We start from the raw sequence: 24,776 nt of genomic DNA on the forward strand, positions 1-24,776 counted from the left end.
GCTTAATTTTGAAGGTGTATCACCGGGCACGTTGTTCTCATCGTCGTTAAAATGGCATGAGAGTTGCTGTGTTTTAGCAAGAGACGTCGTTCAGTTTACCTCTTCCGGGAGCCTCTACTATTCATATGAACGGCTCTTAACCTGTGCTAAAAAACGAAAGGACGGCATACCATGAATATATTCGATCACTATCGCCAGCGATATGAAGCTGCCAAGGACGAAGAGTTCACACTGCAGGAGTTTCTTACCACTTGTCGGCAAGATCGCAGTGCTTATGCCAACGCGGCTGAGCGGCTATTGATGGCTATCGGTGAGCCTGTCATGGTCGATACAGCCCAGGAACCCAGACTTTCTCGACTCTTTTCTAACCGGGTCATTGCACGTTACCCGGCCTTTGAAGAGTTTTACGGCATGGAAGACGCGATTGAACAGATTGTCTCTTATCTGAAACACGCGGCTCAGGGGCTGGAGGAGAAGAAACAAATCCTGTATCTGCTGGGGCCTGTGGGTGGGGGTAAATCATCGCTTGCTGAGCGACTGAAATCATTAATGCAGCTCGTGCCGATCTATGTATTAAGCGCTAACGGTGAGCGGAGCCCGGTCAACGATCATCCGTTCTGTCTTTTCAATCCGCAGGAAGATGCGCAGATTCTGGAAAAAGAGTATGGCATTCCTCGCCGTTATCTCGGCACCATCATGTCGCCGTGGGCGGCAAAACGCCTGCATGAATTTGGTGGCGATATCACTAAGTTCCGGGTAGTGAAGGTCTGGCCGTCAATTCTGCAACAAATTGCTATCGCCAAAACGGAACCCGGTGATGAGAACAACCAGGACATCTCCGCGCTGGTTGGGAAAGTCGATATTCGTAAACTCGAACACTACGCGCAGAATGACCCGGACGCCTACGGCTATTCCGGTGCACTGTGCCGCGCCAACCAGGGGATCATGGAGTTTGTCGAGATGTTTAAAGCACCGATTAAAGTGCTGCATCCCCTGTTAACCGCCACTCAGGAAGGTAACTACAACGGGACGGAAGGTATCTCCGCCTTGCCGTTTAACGGGATTATTCTCGCCCATTCGAACGAATCCGAATGGGTCACTTTCCGTAATAACAAGAACAACGAAGCCTTCCTCGATCGTGTTTATATCGTGAAGGTGCCATATTGCTTGCGTATTTCCGAAGAGATCAAAATCTACGAGAAATTGCTTAATCACAGTGAACTGACTCACGCCCCCTGCGCACCTGGCACGCTGGAAACGCTGTCTCGTTTTTCCATTCTTTCGCGTCTGAAAGAGCCGGAAAACTCCAGCATTTATTCGAAGATGCGGGTTTATGATGGCGAAAGTCTGAAAGACACCGATCCGAAAGCCAAGTCGTATCAGGAATATCGTGACTACGCAGGCGTTGATGAAGGGATGAACGGTCTGTCCACGCGTTTTGCGTTTAAGATCCTCTCTCGCGTGTTCAACTTCGATCATGTAGAAGTGGCGGCAAACCCGGTCCATCTGTTCTACGTCCTGGAACAGCAGATCGAGCGCGAGCAGTTCCCGCAAGAGCAGGCAGAACGCTATCTGGAGTTCCTGAAAGGTTATCTGATCCCGAAATATGCCGAGTTTATCGGCAAAGAGATCCAGACGGCCTACCTTGAATCCTATTCAGAATATGGGCAAAACATTTTCGACCGTTATGTTACCTACGCGGATTTCTGGATTCAGGATCAGGAGTATCGCGACCCGGATACCGGGCAGCTATTTGACCGCGAATCTCTCAACGCTGAGCTGGAGAAAATTGAGAAACCGGCGGGGATCAGTAATCCAAAAGATTTCCGCAACGAGATTGTCAACTTCGTACTGCGCGCCAGAGCGAATAACAGCGGACGCAATCCGAACTGGACCAGCTATGAAAAACTGCGCACGGTTATTGAGAAGAAAATGTTCTCTAATACCGAGGAGCTGTTGCCGGTTATTTCGTTTAACGCCAAAACGTCAACCGACGAGCAGAAGAAACACGACGATTTTGTCGACCGTATGATGGAAAAAGGCTACACCCGTAAACAGGTGCGTTTACTGTGCGAATGGTATTTGCGCGTACGTAAATCGTCTTAACAACCATGGCCCGGTACGCATGCTACCGGGCCTACAACGACAGCGAACCGTGGGCCAGAGAAGCGGCAACACAGGCGTAGCAAACAGTTGGCAAATGTAGTACGGGGGGCATATGACCTGGTTTATTGACCGGCGTCTGAACGGCAAAAACAAAAGCATGGTGAATCGCCAGCGTTTTTTACGCCGTTATAAAGCGCAAATTAAACAGTCGATCTCCGAGGCCATTAATAAGCGTTCGGTGACTGACGTCGACAGCGGCGAGTCCGTATCCATTCCCACGGAAGATATTAGCGAACCGATGTTTCATCAGGGGCGTGGTGGCCTGCGCCACCGCGTACATCCGGGCAATGACCATTTCGTCCAGAACGACCGAATTGAACGTCCCCAGGGTGGTGGCGGAGGTTCCGGCAGTGGTCAGGGCCAGGCCAGCCAGGATGGTGAAGGTCAGGATGAATTTGTCTTTCAGATTTCGAAAGATGAGTATCTTGATCTGCTCTTTGAAGATTTGGCCTTACCGAATCTGAAACAAAACCAACAACGCCAGCTGACCGAATATAAAACGCATCGGGCGGGTTATACCGCTAACGGCGTTCCTGCCAATATCAGCGTTGTGCGTTCATTGCAGAACTCACTGGCGCGACGCACAGCCATGACGGCGGGCAAGCGGCGGGAACTTCATGCGCTGGAAGAGAATTTGGCCATCATCAGCAACAGTGAGCCTGCGCAACTACTGGAAGAGGAACGTCTGCGCAAAGAAATTGCAGAATTACGTGCCAAAATTGAACGCGTCCCTTTTATTGACACCTTCGATTTACGTTACAAGAACTACGAAAAACGACCCGATCCCTCCAGCCAGGCAGTGATGTTTTGCCTGATGGACGTTTCGGGTTCAATGGATCAGTCCACTAAAGATATGGCTAAGCGTTTTTATATTCTGCTGTATCTGTTCCTTAGCAGAACGTACAAGAACGTGGAAGTCGTTTACATCCGGCACCATACCCAGGCGAAAGAAGTCGATGAACATGAGTTTTTCTACTCACAGGAAACTGGCGGTACCATTGTTTCCAGCGCCCTGAAACTGATGGATGAGGTGGTGAAAGAGCGTTATAACCCGACGCAATGGAATATTTACGCGGCACAAGCATCGGACGGCGATAACTGGGCCGATGACTCTCCACTTTGCCATGAAATCCTGGCGAAAAAATTATTGCCCGTTGTTCGTTATTACAGCTATATCGAAATTACCCGTCGCGCTCATCAGACACTGTGGCGAGAATATGAACATCTGCAATCTACTTTCGACAATTTTGCGATGCAGCATATCCGCGACCAGGATGATATTTATCCGGTGTTCCGTGAACTGTTTCATAAACAAAATGCAACAGCTAAAGACTAAAACTGTCAGCCGGGTCATTATCGCCTGGCTGATTTTTAGCTCACTGTAAATTATCTCATTTATTACATACATTAGCTTACAATCGCTTTAAATATGACAGCATAACCTTTACACAATTTAGTTTCAGAAAACAATCATTCGGAAAAATGATTCGGTCAACACGTATTTCCCTGGGGTTATTCTTTAATTATTTTTTATCGTCAACGAAAATTGATCCTGGTCAAAACCATATATCTCTGCCATCAATAAAATCCAGCACTCACATTGCTCTCCTTTTTATGGCTTCTATGGGTACACAAAAATTAAAAGCTCAAGGCTTTTTTATTTTCAGCTTATTGCTGACGTTAATTTTATTTTGCATTACTACCTTATATAACGAAAACACGAATGTAAAACTCATCCCACAGATGAATTACCTGATGGTTGTTGTGGCTTTGTTTTTCCTTAACGCCGTCATTTTTCTTTTCATGTTAATGAAGTATTTCACTAACAAACAAATTTTACCAACACTCATTTTAAGCCTTGCATTTTTAAGTGGCCTTATCTATTTAGTTGAAACCATTGTAATTATCCATAAACCAATCAACGGCAGTACACTGATCCAGACAAAGTCGAATGATGTTTCTATTTTCTATATTTTCCGCCAACTCAGTTTCATTTGTTTAACCTCGCTGGCGCTCTTTTGTTATGGGAAAGACAACATCCTTGACAACAATAAGAAAAAAACTGGCATTCTGTTGCTGGCGCTGATTCCTTTTTTAGTTTTTCCCCTTCTGGCACACAATCTGAGCAGTTATAACGCTGACTATTCTTTGTATGTCGTCGATTACTGTCCGGACAACCATACTGCGACCTGGGGAATCAACTATACAAAAATATTGGTTTGTTTGTGGGCATTTTTACTGTTCTTTATTATCATGCGTACACGATTAGCCAGCGAACTATGGCCGTTAATAGCATTATTATGTCTGGCATCGCTATGCTGCAACTTACTTCTACTGACTCTGGATGAGTATAATTACACCATCTGGTATATCAGTCGCGGGATTGAAGTTTCCAGTAAACTGTTTGTTGTGTCTTTTCTGATTTATAACATTTTTCAGGAACTGCAACTCTCCAGCAAACTGGCAGTTCATGATGTACTGACCAATATTTATAATCGGCGCTACTTTTTCAACAGCGTAGAGTCATTATTGTCGCGACCTGTTGTTAAGGACTTTTGTGTCATGCTGGTTGATATTAATCAGTTCAAGCGCATCAATGCCCAATGGGGACATCGTGTGGGTGATAAAGTGCTGGTTTCAATTGTCGATATTATCCAGCAAAGCATCCGCCCCGATGATATTTTAGCGCGACTGGAGGGTGAGGTGTTTGGCTTGCTATTTACCGAACTCAATAGTGCCCAGGCAAAAATCATTGCGGAACGTATGCGTAAAAATGTCGAACTCCTGACCGGTTTTAGTAACAGATATGATGTTCCTGAACAAATGACCATCAGTATTGGCACGGTTTTTTCAACGGGTGACACGCGTAATATCTCGCTTGTCATGACGGAAGCAGATAAAGCCTTACGCGAAGCGAAAAGCGAGGGGGGCAACAAAGTGATTATTCATCATATTTAAGTGCAAAAATATTCAGAGCCATGCTTTTTGCGTGGCTTTTGCATACAATTTATTACTATTACCCCTAAATTTCCCCTCCCCAGCGGCGCAGAGATGAGTATAATTAGCGCCCCTGTGCCAGGCCGCAATCGAACTTTATCTGGTTTTCTCGTTTCACTAACCGAAGGAGTGCCATTTATCATGAAATTGCACCATAGAATGCTCCGGCATTTTATCGCCGCAAGTGTCATTGTGCTGACATCTTCCTTCCTTATTTTTGAACTTGTCGCCAGCGACAGAGCAATGAGTGCCTATCTGCGCTATATCGTGCAGAGAGCAGATTCCTCCTTTCTTTATGATAAGTATCAGAATCAGAGTATTGCCGCGCATGTGATGCGCGCTCTCGCTGCAGAGCAGTCGGAAGTGTCGCCAGAACAGCGGCGTACCATCTGCGAGGCTTTTGAGTCTGCCAATAATACCCATGGCTTAAACCTGACTGCCCATAAGTACACGGACTTACACGGTACACTACAAACCGCATCCACTGACTGCGACACAATTGTAGAAGCTGCGGCACTATTACCCGCTTTTGATCAGGCAGTGGAAGGCAACCGCCACCAGGATGATTATGGTTCAGGTCTTGGAATGGCCGAAGAGAAATTTCACTATTATCTCGATCTCAATGACCGCTATGTCTATTTTTATGAGCCGGTTAATGTTGAGTACTTTGCGATGAATAACTGGTCCTTCCTGCAGTCAGGAAGTATTGGCATCGATCGCAAAGATATTGAAAAGGTATTTACCGGGCGTACCGTATTATCGAGCATTTACCAGGATCAGCGTACTAAACAGAACGTGATGAGTTTGCTGACGCCAGTGTATGTTGCAGGGCAGCTAAAAGGAATTGTGCTGCTGGATATTAACAAAAACAATCTGCGGAATATCTTTTACACGCATGACCGCCCTCTCCTTTGGCGTTTTCTCAATGTCACGCTAACCGATACAGATTCTGGGCGCGACATTATCATCAACCAGAGCGAAGATAATCTGTTCCAGTATGTCAGTTACGTCCATGACTTACCGGGCGGCATTCGTGTATCGTTATCCATTGATATTCTTTACTTTATCACATCTTCGTGGAAAAGCGTTCTGTTCTGGATTTTGACGGCGTTAATTTTGCTGAATATGGTGCGGATGCACTTCCGTTTATACCAAAATGTGTCGCGAGAAAATATTAGTGATGCGATGACCGGACTGTATAATCGCAAAATATTAACCCCTGAACTGGAGCAGCGGTTGCAAAAACTGGTGCAATCTGGTTCTTCGGTGATGTTTATTGCAATAGACATGGACAAGTTAAAGCAAATAAATGACACCCTCGGTCATCAGGAGGGGGATTTAGCGATTACGTTATTAGCTCAGGCGATTAAACAGTCGATTCGTAAAAGTGATTATGCCATCCGACTCGGTGGCGATGAATTCTGCATCATTCTTGTCGATTCGACGCCGCAAATTGCAGCACAACTGCCTGAACGTATCGAAAAACGTCTGCAACATATCGCGCCTCAGAAAGAGATCGGCTTCTCTTCCGGTATTTACGCGATGAAAGAAAACGATACGTTACATGATGCATATAAAGCTTCCGATGAGCGTTTATATGTCAATAAGCAGAACAAAAACAGCCGTTCATGATAACCTTCTGTGGTTGTTTGCTTGTAATCTCAGGAGCATGAAATGACTGAAATGGCTAAAGGAAGCGTGACGCATCAGCGGTTAATCGCTTTATTATCACAAGAAGGTGCTGACTTCCGCGTCGTTACCCATGAAGCGGTAGGTAAATGTGAAGCGGTGTCAGAAATTCGTGGCACCGCTTTAGGCCAGGGGGCTAAGGCACTGGTATGTAAAGTCAAAGGCAATGGTGTAAATCAACATGTTCTGGCGATCCTCGCGGCCGATCAACAGGCCGATCTGAGCCAACTCGCCAGCCATATAGGCGGATTACGCGCTTCGTTGGCCAGCCCGGCGGAAGTCGATGAACTCACAGGCTGTGTCTTCGGCGCGATCCCCCCTTTCAGCTTCCATCCAAAACTCAAACTGGTTGCCGATCCCCTACTCTTCGAACGATTTGATGAAATCGCCTTCAATGCAGGCATGCTGGATAAATCCGTTATTTTGAAAACCGCGGATTATTTGCGCATTGCGCAACCAGAACTGGTCAATTTCCGCCGCACTGCGTAACTAGCCTGTCCGTTCAATAAGCAGAACGGACAAAACCAGCACAACAGCAATGGCAAAAAACGATGACGTGATAATCAGTGTCTCGACAAACATTTGATCGTTCATGGTATGCCCCGGGAGATAACTGTTTTCACGTTATTGATAGCGTGTACAAATGGCAGTTTGATGACAGTTCGCCTGATTTTTTATGCAAAAAACGTAAAGATTTTCTACTTCCTTCCTGCAGCAAGCGTAAAGTAAGCAGGCTTATTATTTTTTGGCAAGGAAACCACGATGTTTGATGTCACTTTGCTGATCCTGCTCGGGTTAGCTGCGCTGGGCTTTATCAGTCATAACACCACTGTCGCCGTTTCAATTCTGGTGTTAATCATTGTCCGCGTCACACCGTTAAGCACCTTTTTCCCGTGGATTGAAAAACAGGGGCTAAGTATCGGGATAATCATTCTGACGATTGGCGTTATGGCCCCCATCGCCAGCGGGACGCTACCGCCCTCAACCCTGATTCACTCGTTTCTGAACTGGAAATCGCTGGTGGCAATTGCAGTAGGCGTTATTGTCTCCTGGCTGGGTGGGCGCGGCGTGACGTTAATGGGCAGCCAGCCGCAACTGGTCGCCGGGCTGCTGGTGGGCACTGTTTTGGGCGTGGCGCTGTTTCGCGGCGTACCGGTTGGCCCGCTTATTGCCGCGGGTCTGGTTTCGCTGATTGTGGGGAAACAGTAGTTAATCCCGCAATATATCGGCCTGGCGTTTGCCCCAGGCCTTTCTTAAACATAGTAATAAAGGCCGTTGTTGAATCATACCCCAGCGTATGTGCAACTTTCTGTACTGTATCGCCTTTTACTAATCCCTGAAGCGCCATAATCAACTGTAACTGCTGACGCCACTGGCGAAAACTCAACCCCGTCTCTTTCACTATCAGCCGGGCAAGATTGCGTTCACTCATCGCGAAAAAGCGAGCCCATTGGCCCAATGACCCCCACTCGACGGGCTCTTTCGCCATCATCTCCACCATCGTGCGGATTTTAGGATGAGAAGAAACGGGCAGGTGCAGCTGTTGTTGTGGCTGCTGAGGCAGTTCATCAAACAGGACCTGAATTAATCTGCGGGTCATCGGCTCAGCACGCTGAGTCGTCGTCCTGTTTGCCAGGGTTAAAATTAATTCCCGGCATAAGGGCGATATTTTCAATGTGCAACAGGTTGTCGGCATTGTCACTGCGCTGGGTTCGATAAACAGAAAACAGAGTTCAGCGTTAGCTGTCACTTGATTGCTATGTTCCACCCCTCCCGGTATCCAAACCGCATATTGCGGCGGCACCATCCACAACGCATTTTCCACCGTACAGGTAATTGCACCATGTAGCGCCAGTATCAGCTGCCCTTTACGGTGCTGATGTACAGGACTGGTTAACTCATCCGTTCCGGCGTGAATACAAAATGCGACCGCGGCTTCATGGTGTCGGTCGGGTTCATAACCATTGAGATTCAACCTGTGCATCATTTTGTCCGAATTTAGCGATAATTTGTCATTTTAACTTGATTCAACATAACAATAAAAACGGTAAGGTACAGCCTCGTTTGTATCAATGAGAAACATATGGCCTGTTCAACTTCATTAAGCGGCAAAAACAGGATTGTCCTTATCGCTGGCATTCTGATGATTGCCACAACATTACGCGTCACCTTTACCGGCGCAGCACCGTTACTGGATACGATTCGTTCCGCTTACTCGCTAACGACGGCGCAAACCGGCTTATTAACCACCCTGCCATTATTGGCCTTTGCGCTAATCTCACCTCTTGCCGCCCCGGTGGCGCGACGTTTTGGTATGGAACGTAGCCTGTTTGCCGCGTTACTTTTGATCTGTGCAGGTATCGCAATTCGCTCTCTCCCTTCGCCTTACTTATTATTTGGCGGTACAGCGGTCATTGGCGGTGGGATTGCATTAGGCAATGTCTTACTGCCAGGATTAATTAAACGCGATTTTCCTCATTCCGTCGCCAGACTTACCGGCGCATATTCCCTGACAATGGGAGCTGCGGCGGCACTGGGATCGGCTATGGTCGTGCCGCTGGCTTTGAACGGTTTTGGCTGGCAAGGCGCGTTGCTCATGCTGATGTGTTTTCCTCTGCTGGCTTTTTTTTTATGGCTGCCACAGTGGCGAAGTCAACAACATGCAAATTTGAGTACCTCACGCGCCTTACATACTCGGGGTATCTGGCGTTCGCCGCTTGCCTGGCAGGTAACATTGTTTCTTGGGATCAACTCACTCGTCTATTACGTGATTATTGGCTGGCTTCCGGCGATCCTCATCAGTCACGGCTATAGCGAAGCACAGGCGGGTTCACTGCATGGTTTGCTGCAACTAGCCACAGCAGCTCCCGGTTTGCTGATCCCACTTTTCTTACATCATGTGAAAGATCAGCGTGGTATTGCAGCGTTCGTTGCCTTGATGTGCGCAGTGGGCGCGGTTGGGCTCTGCTTTATGCCAGCGCACGCGATCACATGGACTCTGCTTTTCGGTTTTGGTTCCGGCGCAACAATGATACTGGGGTTGACGTTCATTGGTCTGCGGGCAAGTTCTGCGCATCAGGCGGCGGCACTCTCGGGGATGGCACAATCCGTCGGGTATTTGCTGGCAGCCTGTGGGCCGCCGCTGATGGGTAAAATACACGATGCTAACGGTGACTGGTCCGTACCACTGATGGGTGTTGCAATACTTTCACTACTGATGGCGATTTTCGGACTTTGCGCCGGAAGAGACAAAGAAATTCGCTAATATCCGGTGCTATAGTGACGTGACAAATCATGCGTGAAAGGGAGAACAAATACGATGAATATTCAGTGCAAACGCGTTTATGATCCGGCTGAACAGAGCGATGGTTATCGCGTACTGGTCGACCGCCTCTGGCCGCGTGGTATCAAAAAAACCGATTTAGCCCTTGATGAGTGGGATAAAGAAATCACGCCGTCAACGGAACTGCGCAAAGCCTTTCACGGCGAAGTCGTCGATTTTGCAACCTTTCGCGAGCAATATCTTGCAGAACTGGCGCAACACGAGCAAGAAGGAAAGCGGCTGGCAGACATCGCCAAAAAACAGCCGCTAACCCTGCTCTACTCAGCAAAAAACACCACGCAGAACCATGCGCTGGTGCTGGCAGACTGGCTACGTAGCTTGTGATTTTAGTGCAGCATCCGGCGGTTATTTTTCACCAGCCGGATGGTCCCGTCGCCACAATGCCCATTCATCAATCGTTTCACCGCCCGGTAATTTGCAATTGTTGCTGACCCCTTGCGCTGTCTGCACAGGAATGAGCGTCCCGCCCTTCTGCTGGCAATAGACCGACGCCGGATTTGCCATACCAATCTGCGGCGGTTTAGGTGCTTCTGGCTGAGAAGGGGTTGAACAACCAGCCAGGACCAGCAAGCAAGGCAGAACAAAACTGATAATTTTCATTTATTGATCTCACATATTTATCCAAGCTTAGAGTATCGCGGTATCGTTTTGTTTTGCAGCACTATTTTTATTACATTCACTCAAATCATATTACGCCTTGTTTCATCTTTGTTGTTGATGTTTTATCATGCCTGCAAAGATTAAATAATCAGCATTTACCCGCCGTATCCTGGAGTTGTTTCGTGTCAGATCAGATTATCGCCCGCGTCTCGCAATCCCTTGCCAAAGAACAGTCACTGGAAAGCCTGGTCCGACAGCTTCTGGAGATGCTGGAAATGGTCACTGATATGGAATCAACCTACCTGACCAAAGTGGATGTCGAAGCGCGCCTGCAGCATATAATGTTTGCCCGTAACAGCCAGAAAATGCACATCCCGGAGAATTTTACCGTCTCGTGGGATTACTCGTTATGCAAACGCGCCATTGATGAAAACTGCTTTTTCAGCGATGAAGTCCCCGACCGTTGGGGCGACTGTATTGCGGCACGCAATCTTGGCATCACCACATTTCTGAGCACGCCAATTCACTTACCGGATGGATCATTCTATGGCACGCTTTGCGCCGCCAGCAGTGAGAAGCGCCAGTGGAGTGAACGCGCGGAACAGGTTTTGCAGTTATTCGCCGGACTGATTGCACAATATATTCAAAAAGAGGCGCTGGTTGAACAGCTGCGCGAAGCCAATGCCGCACTGATTGCGCAATCGTATACCGACTCGTTAACCGGGCTACCGAATCGGCGGGCGATTTTTGAAAACCTGACGACGCTGTTTTCTCTTGCGAGGCATCTTAACCATAAGATAATGATCGCATTTATCGATCTGGATAACTTCAAATTAATCAATGATCGTTTTGGTCATAATAGTGGCGATCTGTTTCTTATTCAGGTTGGCGAGCGCCTTAATACGCTCCAGCAAAATGGCGAAGTTATTGGTCGTCTCGGCGGTGATGAGTTTTTGGTTGTTTCACTGAACAATGAGAATGCGGATATTCCATCGCTGCGAGAACGTATTCAACAGCAAATACGCGGAGAATATCACTTAGGTGATGTTGATTTGTATTATCCTGGTGCCAGTCTTGGCATAGTAGAAGTCGATCCTGAAACGACCGATGCAGACAGCGCCCTGCATGCTGCCGATATCGCGATGTATCAGGAGAAAAAACACAAACAGAAAACACCTTTTGTCGCGCATTCAGCGCTACATTCCTGAGGCGTATTCACATCCTTTTGATTGGTGATAACATGCGAATCGGTATTATTTTTCCGGTTGTAATCTTTATTACAGCGGTCGTATTTTTAGCATGGTTTTTTATTGGCGGCTATGCTGCCCCGGGAGCATAAAGATGAAAAAAACAACGATTATTATGATGGGCGTAGCGATTATTGTCGTTCTCGGCACTGAGTTGGGATGGTGGTAACGTCACATCTAAAAAATAGCAAAGGCTGCCTGTGTGCAGCCTTTGTGCAATTTACGCGTTAACTTTTGATCTTTCTGTAGATAAACAGCACGACAATCGCACCAATAACGGCAACCACGAAGCTGCCAAAATTGAAGCCATCGACTTTACCAAAGCCAAACAGCGTGCTGATCCATCCGCCGACTACGGCACCGACTATCCCCAGCAGGATAGTCATAAAGAATCCACCACCATCTTTACCTGGCATGATCCACTTCGCCAGAATACCGGCAATAAGCCCAAAAATAATCCATGACAGAATGCCCATTGTTTCCTCACTTATCTGTTTTGCATTAGCGGGTTAGTCGCTGATAAAAAGCATAGCACAACATCAGGAGGGCAAGATTTGTGACAAGCATCACGGAGGATTTTTTTGCGATGGCGCAGAAATTGCGCCATCTACGATCAGTGATAATTACCAACCACAAACATCATGTTCGTTTTCCGTGTCATAAGAACGCACGGTATTCACCAGATCTTTTATCACTTCAGCCGCCACTTCTGGCACCAGCAAAGTCATCGGCGTCTCTGTTTCATAATCGACAGAAACGCCATTACTGTTATTGGTGACGGTCACGGTATACGTTGCTTTGCCCATGATTCATTTCCCGTTATGAATGACTTTTCGTTGTTGCGCGCCTTCCATCAGGACTTCAGGAGCAACGAAGAAGTCAATGTTGAAATAAGTGTCGTCAGTCATGGCTTCAATGTTGTGCCACTTTTCTGGAGGGAACACCGCAAACTGCCCCGCTTCGATAAGGATCACTTGATCAGGCTCTGTACTGTGTTCATCAGCGTAGCCGAGATATTTGACCGCCCCATGCATAACGGAAAGGCGTGGGTAAACCCCCGGGCGCGTTCCTTTATCAAGATGACGTTCGAATATTCCGGCAGGCGCAGTTTGTTTATTCCAGAAAGGCGTTGAGCGCGTATGAATATAATTCTGTGGGATTTGCAGCATCCTTTTCCCTCCTTCGGTGAATGCGCTGAAAACGGTTTATTTCAGCCGTTTCAGGGGACGCCTGATAATTTGCATTTTAAATACCATTTATTGGTTACTATTTAGCACCGTATCAGAGAAGAATCAGGGAGGATTACAGGTTGGAAGCCCGCGACAACGCGGGCTGAATGCATCAGGACTGGAGCGTCGCCAGTCGGGCGGCGAAACCCACAAAGATCAAACCAATCAGTGAGTTGCCCACTTTAGCCAGTTTCTTTTTGGTACGTATATACTGCGTGACAAAAGCACCAGAAATAATCAGGAAGCTCAAATAGCAGAAACTCACCAGTTCCAGCGTCGTCGCCAGAATAAAGAATGAAATTCCCGTATGTGGGGCATTAACATCGATAAACTGTACAAAAAACGACACATAGAACAAAATGGCTTTCGGATTAGTCAGGCTCAAAATTAACGCGCGCTTAAAGATGGCACCGTATTGGGGCTCGTCGGATTTGACCTCGCTATTTTTACCCTTCAGGGTCGCGTAGAGAATTTTACTCCCCAGGTAGAGCAAATAAAACGCACCGAGATAACGTACAATGTTGAATAATATCGGGGTGGTTTTAATTAATGTCGCCACTCCGGCCCATGCCAGAAACATCAATACTGCATCGCCAATAAATACGCCACAGGCCGCAAGATAGCCGCCTTTGATACCGCTACTGACGCTATTTTTGAGTACAAACAGGGTATTTGGCCCTGGCACCAACACAATAAAAATGGCTCCAACCAGATAGGTCCAGTAATTCAGTACCCCGTATTCAGCGAACACATTAACCTCTTTAATTATCTATCGATCATGCGCGATTAAAGGTGAATATGCTAACCAATCTCTAGCGGCTTAGAAAGGAGAAAATCAGGGTTTAACCTGATATCAACCCGATAATTGAATCATTAATCAGGCGTGGTCCAGTGAAAAATTCGGGTAGTGCTCGGCAAAATACTGGCGTAAAAATTCTACCGTTATCCGCACTTTCGCTGACGTCGCCAGCCTTGAAACATAAACGGCCCAGACATTTGCTGGCTGGTAATACTCCGGTAGCACTTGCACTAAATGTCCACTGGCAATATTTTCGCTAACATCCCACCAGGAGCGCAGAGCAATCCCCTGCCCATCGAGACACCACTGATGGACAATTTCTCCATGATTAGACGACAGCGGGCCGGTGACTTTAATCGCATGGTGGCCTTCTTTATTGCGTAATTGCCAGACACCAAAAGGATGATCGCGCTCTTTAATGACCAGACATGGCAATGCAGAAAGGTCGGTTAAATGTTTCGGCGTGCCATATTGCGCAATAAATTCCGGCGAAGCGCAGAGAATGCGGTAATTGGTCGCCAGTTTGCGGGCGATTAAATTAGGAGCGATGTCATCGCCAATGCGAATATCGAGATCGACACCTTCATTGACCAAATCGACCAACCGGTCTTCCACATCAAAACGTAATTCCAGTTGCGGATACGCTTTCGCCAGCGCTGATAACGCCGGAGCCACCACCTGCCGTCCAAAACCAAAGCTGCTGATAATACGCAGCATCCCCTGCGGCACCTGACGCACGTCAGAAAGCTCGTCCATCATTTGACCGACATCCTGCAAAATCCGCTGCGCCCATTCATAAATCCGCTCTCCTTCTTCGGTAATAGTGACGCGGCGGGTGGTACGGTGTAACAACACCACATTTAGCGTTTGTTCCAGCAAGGCAATGCGTTTGCTGACAAAAGCCGGTGAAACACCCAATTCTTCTGCCACGGAGGCAAAACCAGCCCGGCGAGCCACCAGCATAAAGACGCGCAAATCGTTCAACAGCGGTAAATTATTCATGATTCGTGTTTTATGTTTCACCAGTTACGGGGATTAATTCCTTTTCAGTCAATTATAGGATGAGGGTATTGTCAATTTTGATGGTCAGGAAGTGAGAACCCAATGATGAAAACGATGCGTATTGCTGCGATCCCGGGAGACGGGATTGGCAAAGAAGTCCTTCCTGAAGGGATTCGCGTGTTACAGGCTGCCGCTGAGCGCTGGGGCTTCGCCTTGAGTTTTGAGCAAATGGAGTGGGCGAGCTGCGAGTATTACAGCCATCACGGTAAAATGATGCCGGACGACTGGCATGAGCAACTTAGCCGTTTCGACGCCATCTATTTTGGTGCCGTCGGCTGGCCGGATACCGTTCCGGACCATATTTCGTTGTGGGGTTCGCTGCTGAAATTTCGTCGTGAGTTCGACCAGTACGTCAACCTGCGCCCGGTTCGTCTCTTTCCTGGCGTTCCCTGCCCGCTGGCGGGAAAACAGCCTGGCGACATCGATTTTTACGTGGTCAGGGAAAACACCGAAGGCGAATATTCCTCGCTCGGCGGTAGAGTGAATGAAGGTACAGAGCATGAAGTCGTCATTCAGGAATCGGTATTTACTCGTCGTGGTGTCGATCGTATTTTGCGCTATGCCTTTGAACTTGCGCAAAGCCGCCCACGTAAGACGCTAACTTCTGCCACTAAATCGAACGGTTTAGCCATCAGCATGCCGTACTGGGATGAGCGAGTGGAAGCAATGGCTGAGAATTACCCGGAGATCCGCTGGGACAAGCAGCATATTGACATTCTCTGCGCACGTTTTGTGATGCAGCCGGAACGCTTCGATGTGGTAGTGGCGTCCAATTTGTTTGGCGATATCCTTTCCGATCTTGGCCCGGCCTGCACCGGCACCATTGGCATTGCCCCATCCGCCAACCTGAATCCGGAACGCACTTTCCCGTCGCTCTTCGAGCCAGTCCACGGTTCCGCGCCGGATATCTACGGGAAAAACATTGCTAACCCTATCGCCACAATTTGGGCCGGTGCAATGATGCTCGATTTTCTCGGCAATGGCGATGAGCGTTTCCAGCAAGCGCATAACGGTATTCTGGCCGCGATTGAAGAAGTGATTGCTCACGGGCCGAAAACACCTGATATGAAAGGCAATGCCACCACGCCACAGGTTGCCGACGCGATTTGCAAAATTATTTTGCGTTAAGGTCAAACCAGTTTATTTGAACCGCGTCACTGACGCGGTTTTTTTATTCGTTCTTTGCAGTAAATAACCTGCGTCATTTCACCTTTTATTGTTTCCGTTTCGTGTTTTATGGCTTTCCGCATTCTTAATTGTTTAATTTATGTAACATGTAAATAATCAATTGGTTAAACACAACATACAACTCATACCCTGCAAATAATTACAACTGGCAAAAGCCAGAGACGGGCTTTTATGCCCAGGAGATGACTCATGATGAGCAATGTTAAGAAAAAAGATGTGCCGTTGATAAGCATCAGCCTGGTGGCCATTCTTTTCATCGCAGCTGCATTAAGCCTTTTCCCACAACAATCGGCCGACGCGGCCAACGCAATATACACTTTTGTTACGCGTACGTTAGGTTCCGCCGTACAGGTATTGGTTTTGCTGGCAATGGGACTGGTGATTTATTTAGCCACCAGTAAATACGGCAATATTCGTCTTGGCGAAGGAAAACCGGAATACAGCACGCTCTCCTGGCTGTTTATGTTTATTTGTGCAGGTTTAGGTTCTTCTACGCTTTATTGGGGGGTTGCTGAATGGGCCTATTATTATCAAACGCCTGGATTAAATATCGCACCGCGTTCACAACAGGCACTCGAATTTAGCGTTCCCTACTCCTTCTTCCACTGGGGCATCAGCGCCTGGGCAACTTATACGCTGGCCTCATTAATCATGGCTTATCACTTTCATGTGCGGAAAAATAAAGGGCTGAGCCTTTCCGGCATTATTGCTGCTATTACCGGCGTTCGCCCGCAAGGCCCGTGGGGGAAACTGGTCGATTTGATGTTCCTGATCGCCACTGTCGGCGCACTGACCATTTCCCTTGTTGTCACCGCAGCAACCTTTACCCGTGGGCTTTCCGCGCTGACCGGTTTACCCGATAACTTTACCGTACAGGCATTTGTGATCCTGCTTTCCGGCGGCATTTTTTGCCTAAGCTCGTGGATTGGTATCAACAACGGTTTGCAACGTCTAAGCAAAATGGTTGGCTGGGGCGCGTTCCTGCTGCCATTACTGGTGCTGATTGTCGGCCCAACCGAATTTATTACCAACAGCATCATCAATGCCATCGGCCTGACCACGCAAAACTTCCTGCAAATGAGTTTATTCACCGATCCGCTTGGCGATGGTTCATTTACCCGCAACTGGACCGTTTTCTACTGGCTGTGGTGGATCTCATACACCCCTGGCGTAGCAATGTTTGTCACCCGAGTTTCGCGCGGTCGTAAGATTAAAGAAGTTATCTGGGGACTGATCCTCGGCAGCACCGTCGGTTGCTGGTTCTTCTTCGGCGTAATGGAAAGCTATGCCATTCACCAGTTTATCAATGGCGTAATCAACGTCCCACAGGTGCTGGAAACACTGGGCGGCGAGACAGCAGTGCAGCAAGTTCTGATGTCGTTGCCAGCCGGTAAATTGTTCCTCGCGGCCTATCTGGGCGTGATGATTATCTTCCTCGCCTCGCATATGGATGCGGTGGCTTACACCATGGCGGCGACCAGCACGCGTAATCTCCAGGAAGGTGACGATCCTGACCGTGGGCTGCGTCTGTTCTGGTGCGTAGTGATCACTCTGATCCCGCTTTCCATCTTGTTTACCGGTGCTTCGCTGGAAACAATGAAAACTACCGTCGTCCTCACTGCCCTTCCCTTCCTCGCCATTTTACTGGTGAAAGTCGGCGGATTTGTTCGCTGGCTGAAACAGGATTACGCCGACATTCCGGCTCATCAAGTTGAACATTATCTCCCGCAGACACCGGTTGAAGCCCTGGAAAAAACGCCAGTGCTCCCTGCGGGAACCGTATTCAAAGGCGACAACTGAGCGCCATCATCCTAACGATAAAGGTATCCCTATGAGCAATCTGAGCCCTGACTTTGTACTACCCGAAAATTTTTGCGCTAACCCGCAAGAGGCGTGGACCATTCCTGCCCGTTTTTATACCGATCAGAATGCCTTTGAACACGAAAAAGAGAACGTCTTCGCCAAAAGCTGGATTTGTGTCGCTCACAGCAGCGAACTGGCGAATGCCAATGATTACGTGACCCGTGAGATCATTGGTGAAAGCATCGTGCTGGTACGCGGTCGTGATAAGGTTTTGCGCGCGTTCTATAACGTTTGTCCGCACCGTGGTCATCAGTTATTGAGCGGCGAAGGGAAAGCGAAAAATGTAATTACCTGTCCGTATCACGCCTGGGCATTCAAACTCGATGGCAACCTGGCCCATGCGCGTAACTGCGAAAACGTCGCCAATTTCGATAGCGACAAAGCGCAACTGGTTCCAGTACGTCTGGAAGAATATGCCGGATTCGTCTTCATCAACATGGACCCCAACGCCACCAGCGTAGAAGATCAGTTACCCGGTCTGGGGGCGAAAGTGCTGGAAGCCTGCCCGGAAGTCCACAACCTGAAACTGGCGGCCCGCTTTACCACCCGCACGCCTGCCAACTGGAAGAACATTGTCGATAACTATCTCGAGTGCTATCACTGTGGTCCGGCGCATCCAGGTTTCTCCGACTCCGTTCAGGTTGATCGTTACTGGCACACCATGCACGGTAACTGGACGCTGCAGTACGGTTTCGCCAAACCGTCCGAACAGTCTTTCAAATTCGAAGAGGGCACGGATGCGGCATTCCATGGTTTCTGGCTGTGGCCGTGCACGATGCTGAACGTCACCCCGATCAAAGGCATGATGACGGTCATTTATGAATTCCCGGTGGATTCTGAAACCACCCTGCAAAACTACGATATTTACTTCACCAATAAAGAGTTAACTGACGAGCAAAAATCGTTGATTGAGTGGTATCGCGATGTGTTCCGCCCGGAAGATTTACGTCTGGTTGAAAGCGTACAGAAAGGGCTGAAATCGCGTGGCTACCGTGGTCAGGGGCGCATCATGGCCGACAGTAGCGGTAGTGGCATTTCCGAACATGGTATCGCCCATTTCCATAATCTGCTGGCGCAGGTGTTTAAGGACTAATGACATCGGCGGCGGTATTTTCCGCCGCTGGGCTGATTTTTGATGGAGTACAGCAATGTCAGACTATCAAATGTTTGAAGTACAGGTGAGTCAGGTTGACCCCCTTACCGAACAGGTGAAACGCTTCACGCTGGTGGCAACCGATGGCAAACCATTACCTGCGTTTACTGGAGGAAGTCACATCATTGTGCAGATGAGCGATGGTGATAACCAGTACAGCAATGCGTACTCACTGCTGAGTTCGCCACTCGATACGTCTCGTTATCAGATTGCCGTTCGGCTGGAAGAAAACTCGCGCGGTGGTTCGCGCTTTTTGCATCAGCAGGTGAAAGCAGGCGATCGGTTGACCATTTCGACGCCTAATAATCTGTTTGCGCTAATTCCCTCGGCCAGAAAGCATCTATTTATCGCGGGCGGTATTGGTATCACCCCTTTCCTGTCGCACATGGCAGAGTTGCAATACAGCGACGTCGACTGGCAGTTACATTACTGCTCGCGAAATCCAGAAAGTTGCGCATTTCGTGATGAGCTAGTCCAGCATCCGCAGGCCGAGAAAGTCCATTTGCATCATTCATCAACCGGAACACGACTGGAATTAGCGCGATTATTGGCGGATATCGAACCTGGCACACATGTTTATACCTGTGGCCCCGAGGCGCTAAATGAGGCGGTAAGAAGTGAAGCTGCGCGTCTGGACATCGCCACCGATACGCTGCACTTTGAGCAATTTGCTATCGAAGACAAAACCGGCGATGCATTTACGCTGGTGCTTGCCCGTTCCGGAAAAGAGTTTGTGGTGCCGGAAGAGATGACTATTTTGCAGGTTATTGAAAATAGTAAAGCAGCGAAAGTGGAATGTTTATGTCGTGAAGGGGTATGCGGAACCTGCGAAACGGCAATACTGGAAGGTGAAGCTGACCATCGGGATCAGTATTTTAGCGATGAAGAGCGTGCCAGCCAGCAAAGTATGTTGATCTGTTGTTCACGCGCGAAGGGTAAACGCCTGGTGTTGGATTTGTAGTTTGCCGAAGCCGGATGTGGCGCTGAGCGCGCCCAGTCCGGCTTCGGAAGATTTTACTGTGGATATTCCTGCAATAAATTGTGTAATGCTTCCGCCATCAGCTCACCACGCCAGCCGGAAATCAGCTCCGGCAAATTGTTCTGCGGTTTCAGTTTCCAGTGCCAGTTCAGCAGCTGGTTGATTTGCCGACGCGATGCCAGCAATTCGGCGCTGATCTTGTGTGTTTCGCTCACGTCAGTAATCAGCGACTTAATCGCTTTAAACGCTTTACGATAACCCGGCATGTCCATCAGGTTAAGCATCGGCTGCGGTAAGGCCTCTTCCGGCAATGTCTGCGCTTTTTCCACCAGCGCCAGCAGCGTTTTACCGTGAAAGCGGATTTCGCTACCGGATAAGCCCAGGCTATCCAGTTCGCCAAGACTTCCCGGCATATAACGTGCTACCGACCACAAATGCTCTTCACGCACAACAAAGTTCACTGCCAAATCGCGCTCCCGCGCCTTGCGCAGTCGCCAGTCGGCTAACAGTTGCAAACAGGCTAGCTGGCGTGTGCGTAACTGCCAGGCATTGGTGATATCACGCCAGGCATCTTCCGGTGCAACGACTTCCTGACGACGCATTTGCATCAGGCGGCATTCATCCAGCGCCGCAGGTAGCCAGCCGGAGGCCTCCGTTTCTACCATAAGCTTTGCGGTGATCGGTAACAGATACCAGACATCCGCCGCTGCGTATTCACACTGACGTTCAGTCAGCGGTCTGGCCAGCCAGTCGGTGCGCGATTCACTCTTGTCCAGCGTAACGCCGGAATACTCTTCCACCATGGAAGCAAAACCCCATGACATCGGGCGTCCGCAGAAGGCAGCAAGGATTTGCGTGTCAATCAGGGGTTGTGGTAATTCGCCAAAGACATTGAGGAACACTTCCAGATCTTCACTGCCCGCATGGAGAAATTTTGTGATGGACTGATCGCGCAGTATCGCTTTCAGCGGTGACCAGTCGGAGATCCCGAGAGGATCAATTAGCGCCAGATGCTCACCATCAAAAAGTTGAATTAGACCCAGTTGCGGGTAATAGGTGCGCGTACGAACAAATTCAGTATCCAGGGCTATCGCCGGAAAGGCACGGACGGCTTCACACAAAGAAGCCAGCGCATCGTCCGTGGTAATCATTTGGTAATTCAAATTGTATTCTCTTTAGTGGGCGTCAAAAAAAACGCCGGATTAACCGGCGTCTGACGACTGACTTAACGCTCAGGCTTTATTGTCCACTTTGCCGCGCGCTTCGTCACGTAATTCTCGTCGCAAAATTTTTCCGACGTTAGATTTCGGTAACTCATCACGAAACTCCACCAGCTTCGGTACTTTGTAGCCCGTGAGCTGACGGCGGCAAAAGGTCACCAGTGACTCTTCGGTAAGCGATGGATCTTTTTTCACTACGAAGATTTTCACCGCTTCACCACTGGAGCCGGAAGGTACGCCAACAGCTGCGACTTCCTGTACGCCAGGATGCTGCATGACGACATCTTCAATTTCGTTGGGATAGACATTAAAACCGGAAACCAGAATCATGTCTTTTTTACGATCGACAATGCGCAGGAATCCTTCTTCATCCATCACCGCGATATCGCCGGTGTGTAACCAGCCATTTTTGATGATTTCATCGGTAGCATCCGGACGCTGCCAGTAACCCAGCATCACCTGCGGTCCTTTGACACAAAGCTCACCCGGTTGACCCGGTGGTACTTCATTATCATCATCATCCACCAGTTTGGCTTCCGTCGACGGCACCGGCAAACCGATGCTACCACTATGATAATCAATATCATACGGGTTAACGCTGACCAGCGGCGCACACTCGGTCAGGCCATAACCTTCCAGCAGATACTGTCCGGTCAGTTTCACCCAACGTTCAGCCACCACTTGTTGAACAGGCATACCACCGCCTGCAGAAAGATGCAGACTGGAGAAATCCAGCTGCTGGAACTCTTTATTGTTCAGCAACGCATTGAACAAGGTGTTAACGCCGGTTATCGCGGTAAACGGATATTTCGCTAACTCTTTTACCAACCCCGGAATATCGCGCGGGTTAGTGATAAGCAGGTTCTGCCCACCCAGTTCAATAAACAGCAGGCAGTTAATGGTCAGAGCAAAAATGTGATACAGCGGCAGTGCCGTCACCACCAGCTCTTTGCCCGGATGCAACAGCGGCCCATAAGTCGCGTTAACTTGTTCCAGATTCGCCAGCATATTGCGGTGAGTCAGCATCGCGCCCTTCGCCACACCAGTGGTACCGCCGGTATATTGCAGGAAAGCTAAATCTTCTGGCACCAGTTCGGGTTTGACGTACTGCATCCGGTAGCCGTTATGCAGTGCGCTGCGAAATGAGATGGCATCTGGCAGATGGTATTTCGGCACCAGACGCTTGATGTATTTAACAACGAAGTTGACTACCGTGCCTTTTGCCGTGGATAGCTGATCGCCCATACGGGTCAGAATAACGTGCTGAACGGCGGTTTTATCAACCACTTTTTCCAGAGTGTGGGCAAAATTAGACACGATAACAATCGCTGATGCGCCGCTATCGTTAAGCTGATGCTCCAGCTCACGCGGGGTATACAACGGGTTAACGTTTACAACGATCATCCCGGCACGCAAAATGCCAAACAGCGCCACCGGATATTGCAATAAATTAGGCATCATCAACGCAACGCGATCGCCTTTCTTCAGTCCCAACCCTTGTTGCAAATAAGCGGCAAACGCGCGACTGCGTTCTTCCAGTTTGCGGAAGGTCATCACCTCCCCCATATTCACAAACGCGGGTTGATCGGCGTAGCGCGCGACCGACTGCTCAAACATATCTACCAGAGATTGATAACGGTCAGGGTTGATCTCCGTCGGAACGTCCGCGGGATAACGGTTAAGCCAAACCTTCTTCAATTCTTCACCTCTAAAATGCGTGTTCGTCGTCATCGCAACCCCAAATGATATACATGCTGTTAACATAATATTAACTCATCATACCAGCTTGATAATTACCCAACGAAAAGGTTGCGAAGCGCGTCACTATTTATTTTTATCTTTACCGTAAGAATGCAGAAACAGCGGACCAGCCGCTGTTTCTTTTTCTTTAAAAACAAGCAATTATTCAGTTACAACAGTTTGTACTCTCGCGGGGCCGGGATTATACCAGCCCCATCCACCGTAGCCATAGGGCCAGCCACGACCGCCATAAAACCATGGATCAATCGGCTGAGGCGGCATAATCACCTGCTGGGTTAAATGCCAACGTTTGTAACCCGTTACCTGCATCACCATAAATTTATAGGGCGTGTTGCCGATTTTGCCGTCAACCGCACCGGTGATTGGTCCAACTACCGTGACCAATTGTCCACGAAAATCTAGCGGATCCAGAAAACCGTTCACATCGGCATAAATGCGACCGCGAGAAGGTTCTCCCAGCGTCGGTCTGGCTCCACTGTCCAGCGGTACGGTGGCAATTTCCAGGCGGGTTTTCCCTTGCTGGTTTTGTACCGCAACCACTTTGCCGCCAAAGCGTGCCTCCTGACCAACGTACAGCTGCGGCGCACTCATTACCCGAACTAAATCTTGTTGCGGCGTGGGACTGTTGCCTTTAATGGCGTCCGGCACAGTGACACAACCGCTGAGCATTAGCGCAAACGTACCTGCCAGTATGCCTTTGATAACATTCTTTTGAACCGCCATGATGCGACTCCTTTTTTTCTCAGGGCATACTCTTAAGATTCATTCTTTGCCCGGAAGTTTCTTCCATGCGACGTTGTTACGTAAATAAACCGGTTCGGCATGTTCCACCGCCACCGTTTTACCCTCGGCAAACATCTGACAAGCAATCGGCAGCATATCTTCTGCAGCGGGCAGTAACACTTCGCCATCGCGCAGGGCCAAACCGCTCTCTTTACCGAGATCCGGCCAGGCTTGCCAGCCCGTCCCTACCGTCACCCATTCGCCGGAAAGCTGTTGCATCCGTTCATGAACGAGTTCAGGTTTGAGTACGGCTTCGGTTTCTTCACCGTGCCAGATACCATTTTCATCACGCTGATATTCGGCCCAGTAAACTTCGCCCATTCGCGCGTCAATGGCTGCCAGCACGCGGGTTGCGCCGTTTTTGCGCCACGCCCCTTGCGCCATCGTCATTAGCGTGGAGACGCCAATCATCGGTAATTCCGCGCCAAGCGCCAGCCCTTGCGCAATGCCAATACCAATGCGCACGCCGGTAAAGCTACCGGGGCCGCGCCCGTAAGCCAGAGCATTTATGTCCGTCAGGGAAGTTCCGCTGGTGGTCAGGATATCCTGCACCATCGGTAAGATTCGTTGAGTATGTTCACGAGGGCAAAGCTCAAAATGAGCGTTGACAGTGCCGTCGTTCCACAGGGCGACAGAGCAGGCCTCTGTCGCGGTATCGATAGCCAGAATTCGCATGGGTCTTCGTGCTTAGATCAAT

General features: G+C 48.9%; 27 protein-coding genes. 15 read left to right on the forward strand and 12 right to left on the reverse strand.

Annotated elements, in window-relative coordinates:
* The first annotated feature begins 171 nt into the window (after positions 1–171).
* From yeaG to yeaK, 5 genes are all read left to right on the forward strand, one after another.
* On the forward strand, positions 172–2,106 hold the full coding sequence (yeaG, locus tag BEB54_RS03230) for a protein kinase YeaG (RefSeq protein WP_001019882.1): 1,935 nt from the start codon (positions 172–174) through the stop codon (positions 2,104–2,106).
* 112 nt (positions 2,107–2,218) lie between these two features.
* The gene (locus tag BEB54_RS03235; RefSeq protein WP_096307479.1) at positions 2,219–3,502 is read left to right on the forward strand and encodes a YeaH/YhbH family protein; all 1,284 of its coding nucleotides are present in this window, start codon (positions 2,219–2,221) and stop codon (positions 3,500–3,502) included.
* Positions 3,503–3,648: 146 nt separating this feature from the next.
* Positions 3,649–5,124 (forward strand): sensor domain-containing diguanylate cyclase, encoded by a 1,476-nt coding sequence (locus BEB54_RS03240; protein WP_105276946.1) that lies wholly within the window; start codon positions 3,649–3,651, stop codon positions 5,122–5,124.
* Positions 5,125–5,304: 180 nt separating this feature from the next.
* A complete protein-coding gene (gene dgcJ / locus BEB54_RS03245) occupies positions 5,305–6,795 on the forward strand; it encodes a diguanylate cyclase DgcJ (RefSeq protein WP_105276945.1) in 1,491 nt (496 codons plus the stop codon).
* 42 nt (positions 6,796–6,837) lie between these two features.
* Entirely contained in the window at positions 6,838–7,341 is a 504-nt protein-coding gene (yeaK, locus tag BEB54_RS03250) for a mischarged aminoacyl-tRNA deacylase (protein ID WP_000138043.1), read from the forward strand.
* Here the strand turns inward: yeaK and yoaI are convergent, their stop codons facing one another.
* Positions 7,342–7,446, reverse strand: a complete 105-nt coding sequence (gene yoaI, locus BEB54_RS03255) for a small membrane protein YoaI (protein WP_000999630.1) — start codon at positions 7,444–7,446, stop codon at positions 7,342–7,344. It lies immediately after the preceding gene.
* 168 nt (positions 7,447–7,614) lie between these two features.
* Between yoaI and BEB54_RS03260 the strand changes: the two genes are divergently transcribed.
* A complete protein-coding gene (locus BEB54_RS03260; RefSeq protein WP_000460707.1) occupies positions 7,615–8,061 on the forward strand; it encodes a DUF441 domain-containing protein in 447 nt (148 codons plus the stop codon).
* Here BEB54_RS03260 and nimR read toward each other — a convergent pair.
* Positions 8,018–8,839, reverse strand: a complete 822-nt coding sequence (nimR, locus tag BEB54_RS03265) for a DNA-binding transcriptional regulator NimR (protein ID WP_100733790.1) — start codon at positions 8,837–8,839, stop codon at positions 8,018–8,020. The genes BEB54_RS03260 and nimR overlap by 44 nt on opposite strands.
* A gap of 96 nt (positions 8,840–8,935) precedes the next feature.
* Between nimR and nimT the strand changes: the two genes are divergently transcribed.
* Positions 8,936–10,117 carry a 2-nitroimidazole transporter gene (nimT, locus tag BEB54_RS03270; protein ID WP_105282130.1) on the forward strand — a complete coding sequence of 394 codons (1,182 nt, stop codon included), beginning with the start codon at positions 8,936–8,938 and terminating at the stop codon, positions 10,115–10,117.
* Positions 10,118–10,171: 54 nt separating this feature from the next.
* Positions 10,172–10,519 (forward strand): DUF488 domain-containing protein, encoded by a 348-nt coding sequence (locus BEB54_RS03275; RefSeq protein WP_001025381.1) that lies wholly within the window; start codon positions 10,172–10,174, stop codon positions 10,517–10,519.
* A 21-nt stretch (positions 10,520–10,540) separates the two neighbouring features.
* Here the strand turns inward: BEB54_RS03275 and yoaF are convergent, their stop codons facing one another.
* Positions 10,541–10,795, reverse strand: a complete 255-nt coding sequence (gene yoaF / locus BEB54_RS03280) for a DUF333 domain-containing lipoprotein YoaF (protein ID WP_000691930.1) — start codon at positions 10,793–10,795, stop codon at positions 10,541–10,543.
* A 182-nt stretch (positions 10,796–10,977) separates the two neighbouring features.
* Here yoaF and dgcP point away from each other — a divergent pair, with 182 nt between their 5' ends.
* Genes dgcP through yoaJ form a run of 3 tightly spaced genes read left to right on the forward strand, consistent with a single transcriptional unit; the run spans position 10,978 to position 12,211 of the window.
* Positions 10,978–12,003 (forward strand): diguanylate cyclase DgcP, encoded by a 1,026-nt coding sequence (gene dgcP / locus BEB54_RS03285; protein WP_024212062.1) that lies wholly within the window; start codon positions 10,978–10,980, stop codon positions 12,001–12,003.
* A 32-nt stretch (positions 12,004–12,035) separates the two neighbouring features.
* Positions 12,036–12,134: a YoaK family small membrane protein gene (locus BEB54_RS03290; protein WP_001219350.1), complete on the forward strand. Its 99-nt coding sequence runs from the start codon at positions 12,036–12,038 to the stop codon at positions 12,132–12,134.
* Positions 12,135–12,136: 2 nt separating this feature from the next.
* On the forward strand, positions 12,137–12,211 hold the full coding sequence (gene yoaJ, locus BEB54_RS03295; protein ID WP_001386836.1) for a protein YoaJ: 75 nt from the start codon (positions 12,137–12,139) through the stop codon (positions 12,209–12,211).
* A 58-nt stretch (positions 12,212–12,269) separates the two neighbouring features.
* On the opposite strand, the gene BEB54_RS03300 is transcribed toward yoaJ, so the two are convergent.
* From BEB54_RS03300 to dmlR, 5 genes are all read right to left on the reverse strand, one after another.
* Positions 12,270–12,518 carry a GlsB/YeaQ/YmgE family stress response membrane protein gene (locus BEB54_RS03300; RefSeq protein WP_000512153.1) on the reverse strand — a complete coding sequence of 83 codons (249 nt, stop codon included), beginning with the start codon at positions 12,516–12,518 and terminating at the stop codon, positions 12,270–12,272.
* 147 nt (positions 12,519–12,665) lie between these two features.
* Positions 12,666–12,848 (reverse strand): DUF1869 domain-containing protein, encoded by a 183-nt coding sequence (locus tag BEB54_RS03305; protein ID WP_000513737.1) that lies wholly within the window; start codon positions 12,846–12,848, stop codon positions 12,666–12,668.
* Positions 12,849–12,851: 3 nt separating this feature from the next.
* A complete protein-coding gene (gene yeaR, locus BEB54_RS03310) occupies positions 12,852–13,211 on the reverse strand; it encodes a DUF1971 domain-containing protein YeaR (RefSeq protein WP_000939322.1) in 360 nt (119 codons plus the stop codon).
* A gap of 172 nt (positions 13,212–13,383) precedes the next feature.
* Positions 13,384–14,022, reverse strand: coding sequence for a leucine efflux protein LeuE (gene leuE / locus BEB54_RS03315; RefSeq protein ID WP_105276943.1), 639 nt, complete (start codon positions 14,020–14,022; stop codon positions 13,384–13,386).
* Positions 14,023–14,148: 126 nt separating this feature from the next.
* The gene (dmlR, locus tag BEB54_RS03320; RefSeq protein ID WP_105271125.1) at positions 14,149–15,072 is read right to left on the reverse strand and encodes a DNA-binding transcriptional regulator DmlR; all 924 of its coding nucleotides are present in this window, start codon (positions 15,070–15,072) and stop codon (positions 14,149–14,151) included.
* A gap of 102 nt (positions 15,073–15,174) precedes the next feature.
* On the opposite strand from dmlR, the gene dmlA reads away from it, so the two are divergent.
* The 4 genes from dmlA to yeaX all read left to right on the forward strand — a co-directional run bounded on the left by dmlA (position 15,175) and on the right by yeaX (position 20,297).
* Positions 15,175–16,260, forward strand: coding sequence for a multifunctional D-malate/3-isopropylmalate/tartarate dehydrogenase (gene dmlA, locus BEB54_RS03325; protein WP_000978494.1), 1,086 nt, complete (start codon positions 15,175–15,177; stop codon positions 16,258–16,260).
* Between the two features lie 249 nt (positions 16,261–16,509).
* Entirely contained in the window at positions 16,510–18,120 is a 1,611-nt protein-coding gene (yeaV, locus tag BEB54_RS03330; RefSeq protein WP_039020735.1) for a BCCT family transporter YeaV, read from the forward strand.
* A gap of 31 nt (positions 18,121–18,151) precedes the next feature.
* Positions 18,152–19,276 carry a carnitine monooxygenase, oxygenase subunit YeaW gene (gene yeaW / locus BEB54_RS03335; protein WP_105276941.1) on the forward strand — a complete coding sequence of 375 codons (1,125 nt, stop codon included), beginning with the start codon at positions 18,152–18,154 and terminating at the stop codon, positions 19,274–19,276.
* Between the two features lie 55 nt (positions 19,277–19,331).
* Complete coding sequence (gene yeaX / locus BEB54_RS03340; RefSeq protein WP_105276940.1) at positions 19,332–20,297, forward strand: carnitine monooxygenase reductase subunit YeaX; 966 nt, start codon at positions 19,332–19,334, stop codon at positions 20,295–20,297.
* A gap of 53 nt (positions 20,298–20,350) precedes the next feature.
* Here the strand turns inward: yeaX and rnd are convergent, their stop codons facing one another.
* The 4 genes from rnd to tsaB all read right to left on the reverse strand — a co-directional run bounded on the left by rnd (position 20,351) and on the right by tsaB (position 24,754).
* On the reverse strand, positions 20,351–21,466 hold the full coding sequence (gene rnd / locus BEB54_RS03345) for a ribonuclease D (protein ID WP_123057322.1): 1,116 nt from the start codon (positions 21,464–21,466) through the stop codon (positions 20,351–20,353).
* A gap of 81 nt (positions 21,467–21,547) precedes the next feature.
* The gene (gene fadD, locus BEB54_RS03350) at positions 21,548–23,233 is read right to left on the reverse strand and encodes a long-chain-fatty-acid--CoA ligase FadD (protein WP_000758422.1); all 1,686 of its coding nucleotides are present in this window, start codon (positions 23,231–23,233) and stop codon (positions 21,548–21,550) included.
* 204 nt (positions 23,234–23,437) lie between these two features.
* Positions 23,438–24,019 carry a Slp family lipoprotein YeaY gene (yeaY, locus tag BEB54_RS03355; RefSeq protein WP_032303203.1) on the reverse strand — a complete coding sequence of 194 codons (582 nt, stop codon included), beginning with the start codon at positions 24,017–24,019 and terminating at the stop codon, positions 23,438–23,440.
* A gap of 39 nt (positions 24,020–24,058) precedes the next feature.
* Positions 24,059–24,754 (reverse strand): tRNA (adenosine(37)-N6)-threonylcarbamoyltransferase complex dimerization subunit type 1 TsaB, encoded by a 696-nt coding sequence (gene tsaB, locus BEB54_RS03360; protein ID WP_001220973.1) that lies wholly within the window; start codon positions 24,752–24,754, stop codon positions 24,059–24,061.
* Positions 24,755–24,776: the final 22 nt, after the last annotated feature.

The organism is Escherichia sp. MOD1-EC6021 (assembly GCF_002965245.1).
Lineage (GTDB): Bacteria > Pseudomonadota > Gammaproteobacteria > Enterobacterales > Enterobacteriaceae > Escherichia > Escherichia coli_F.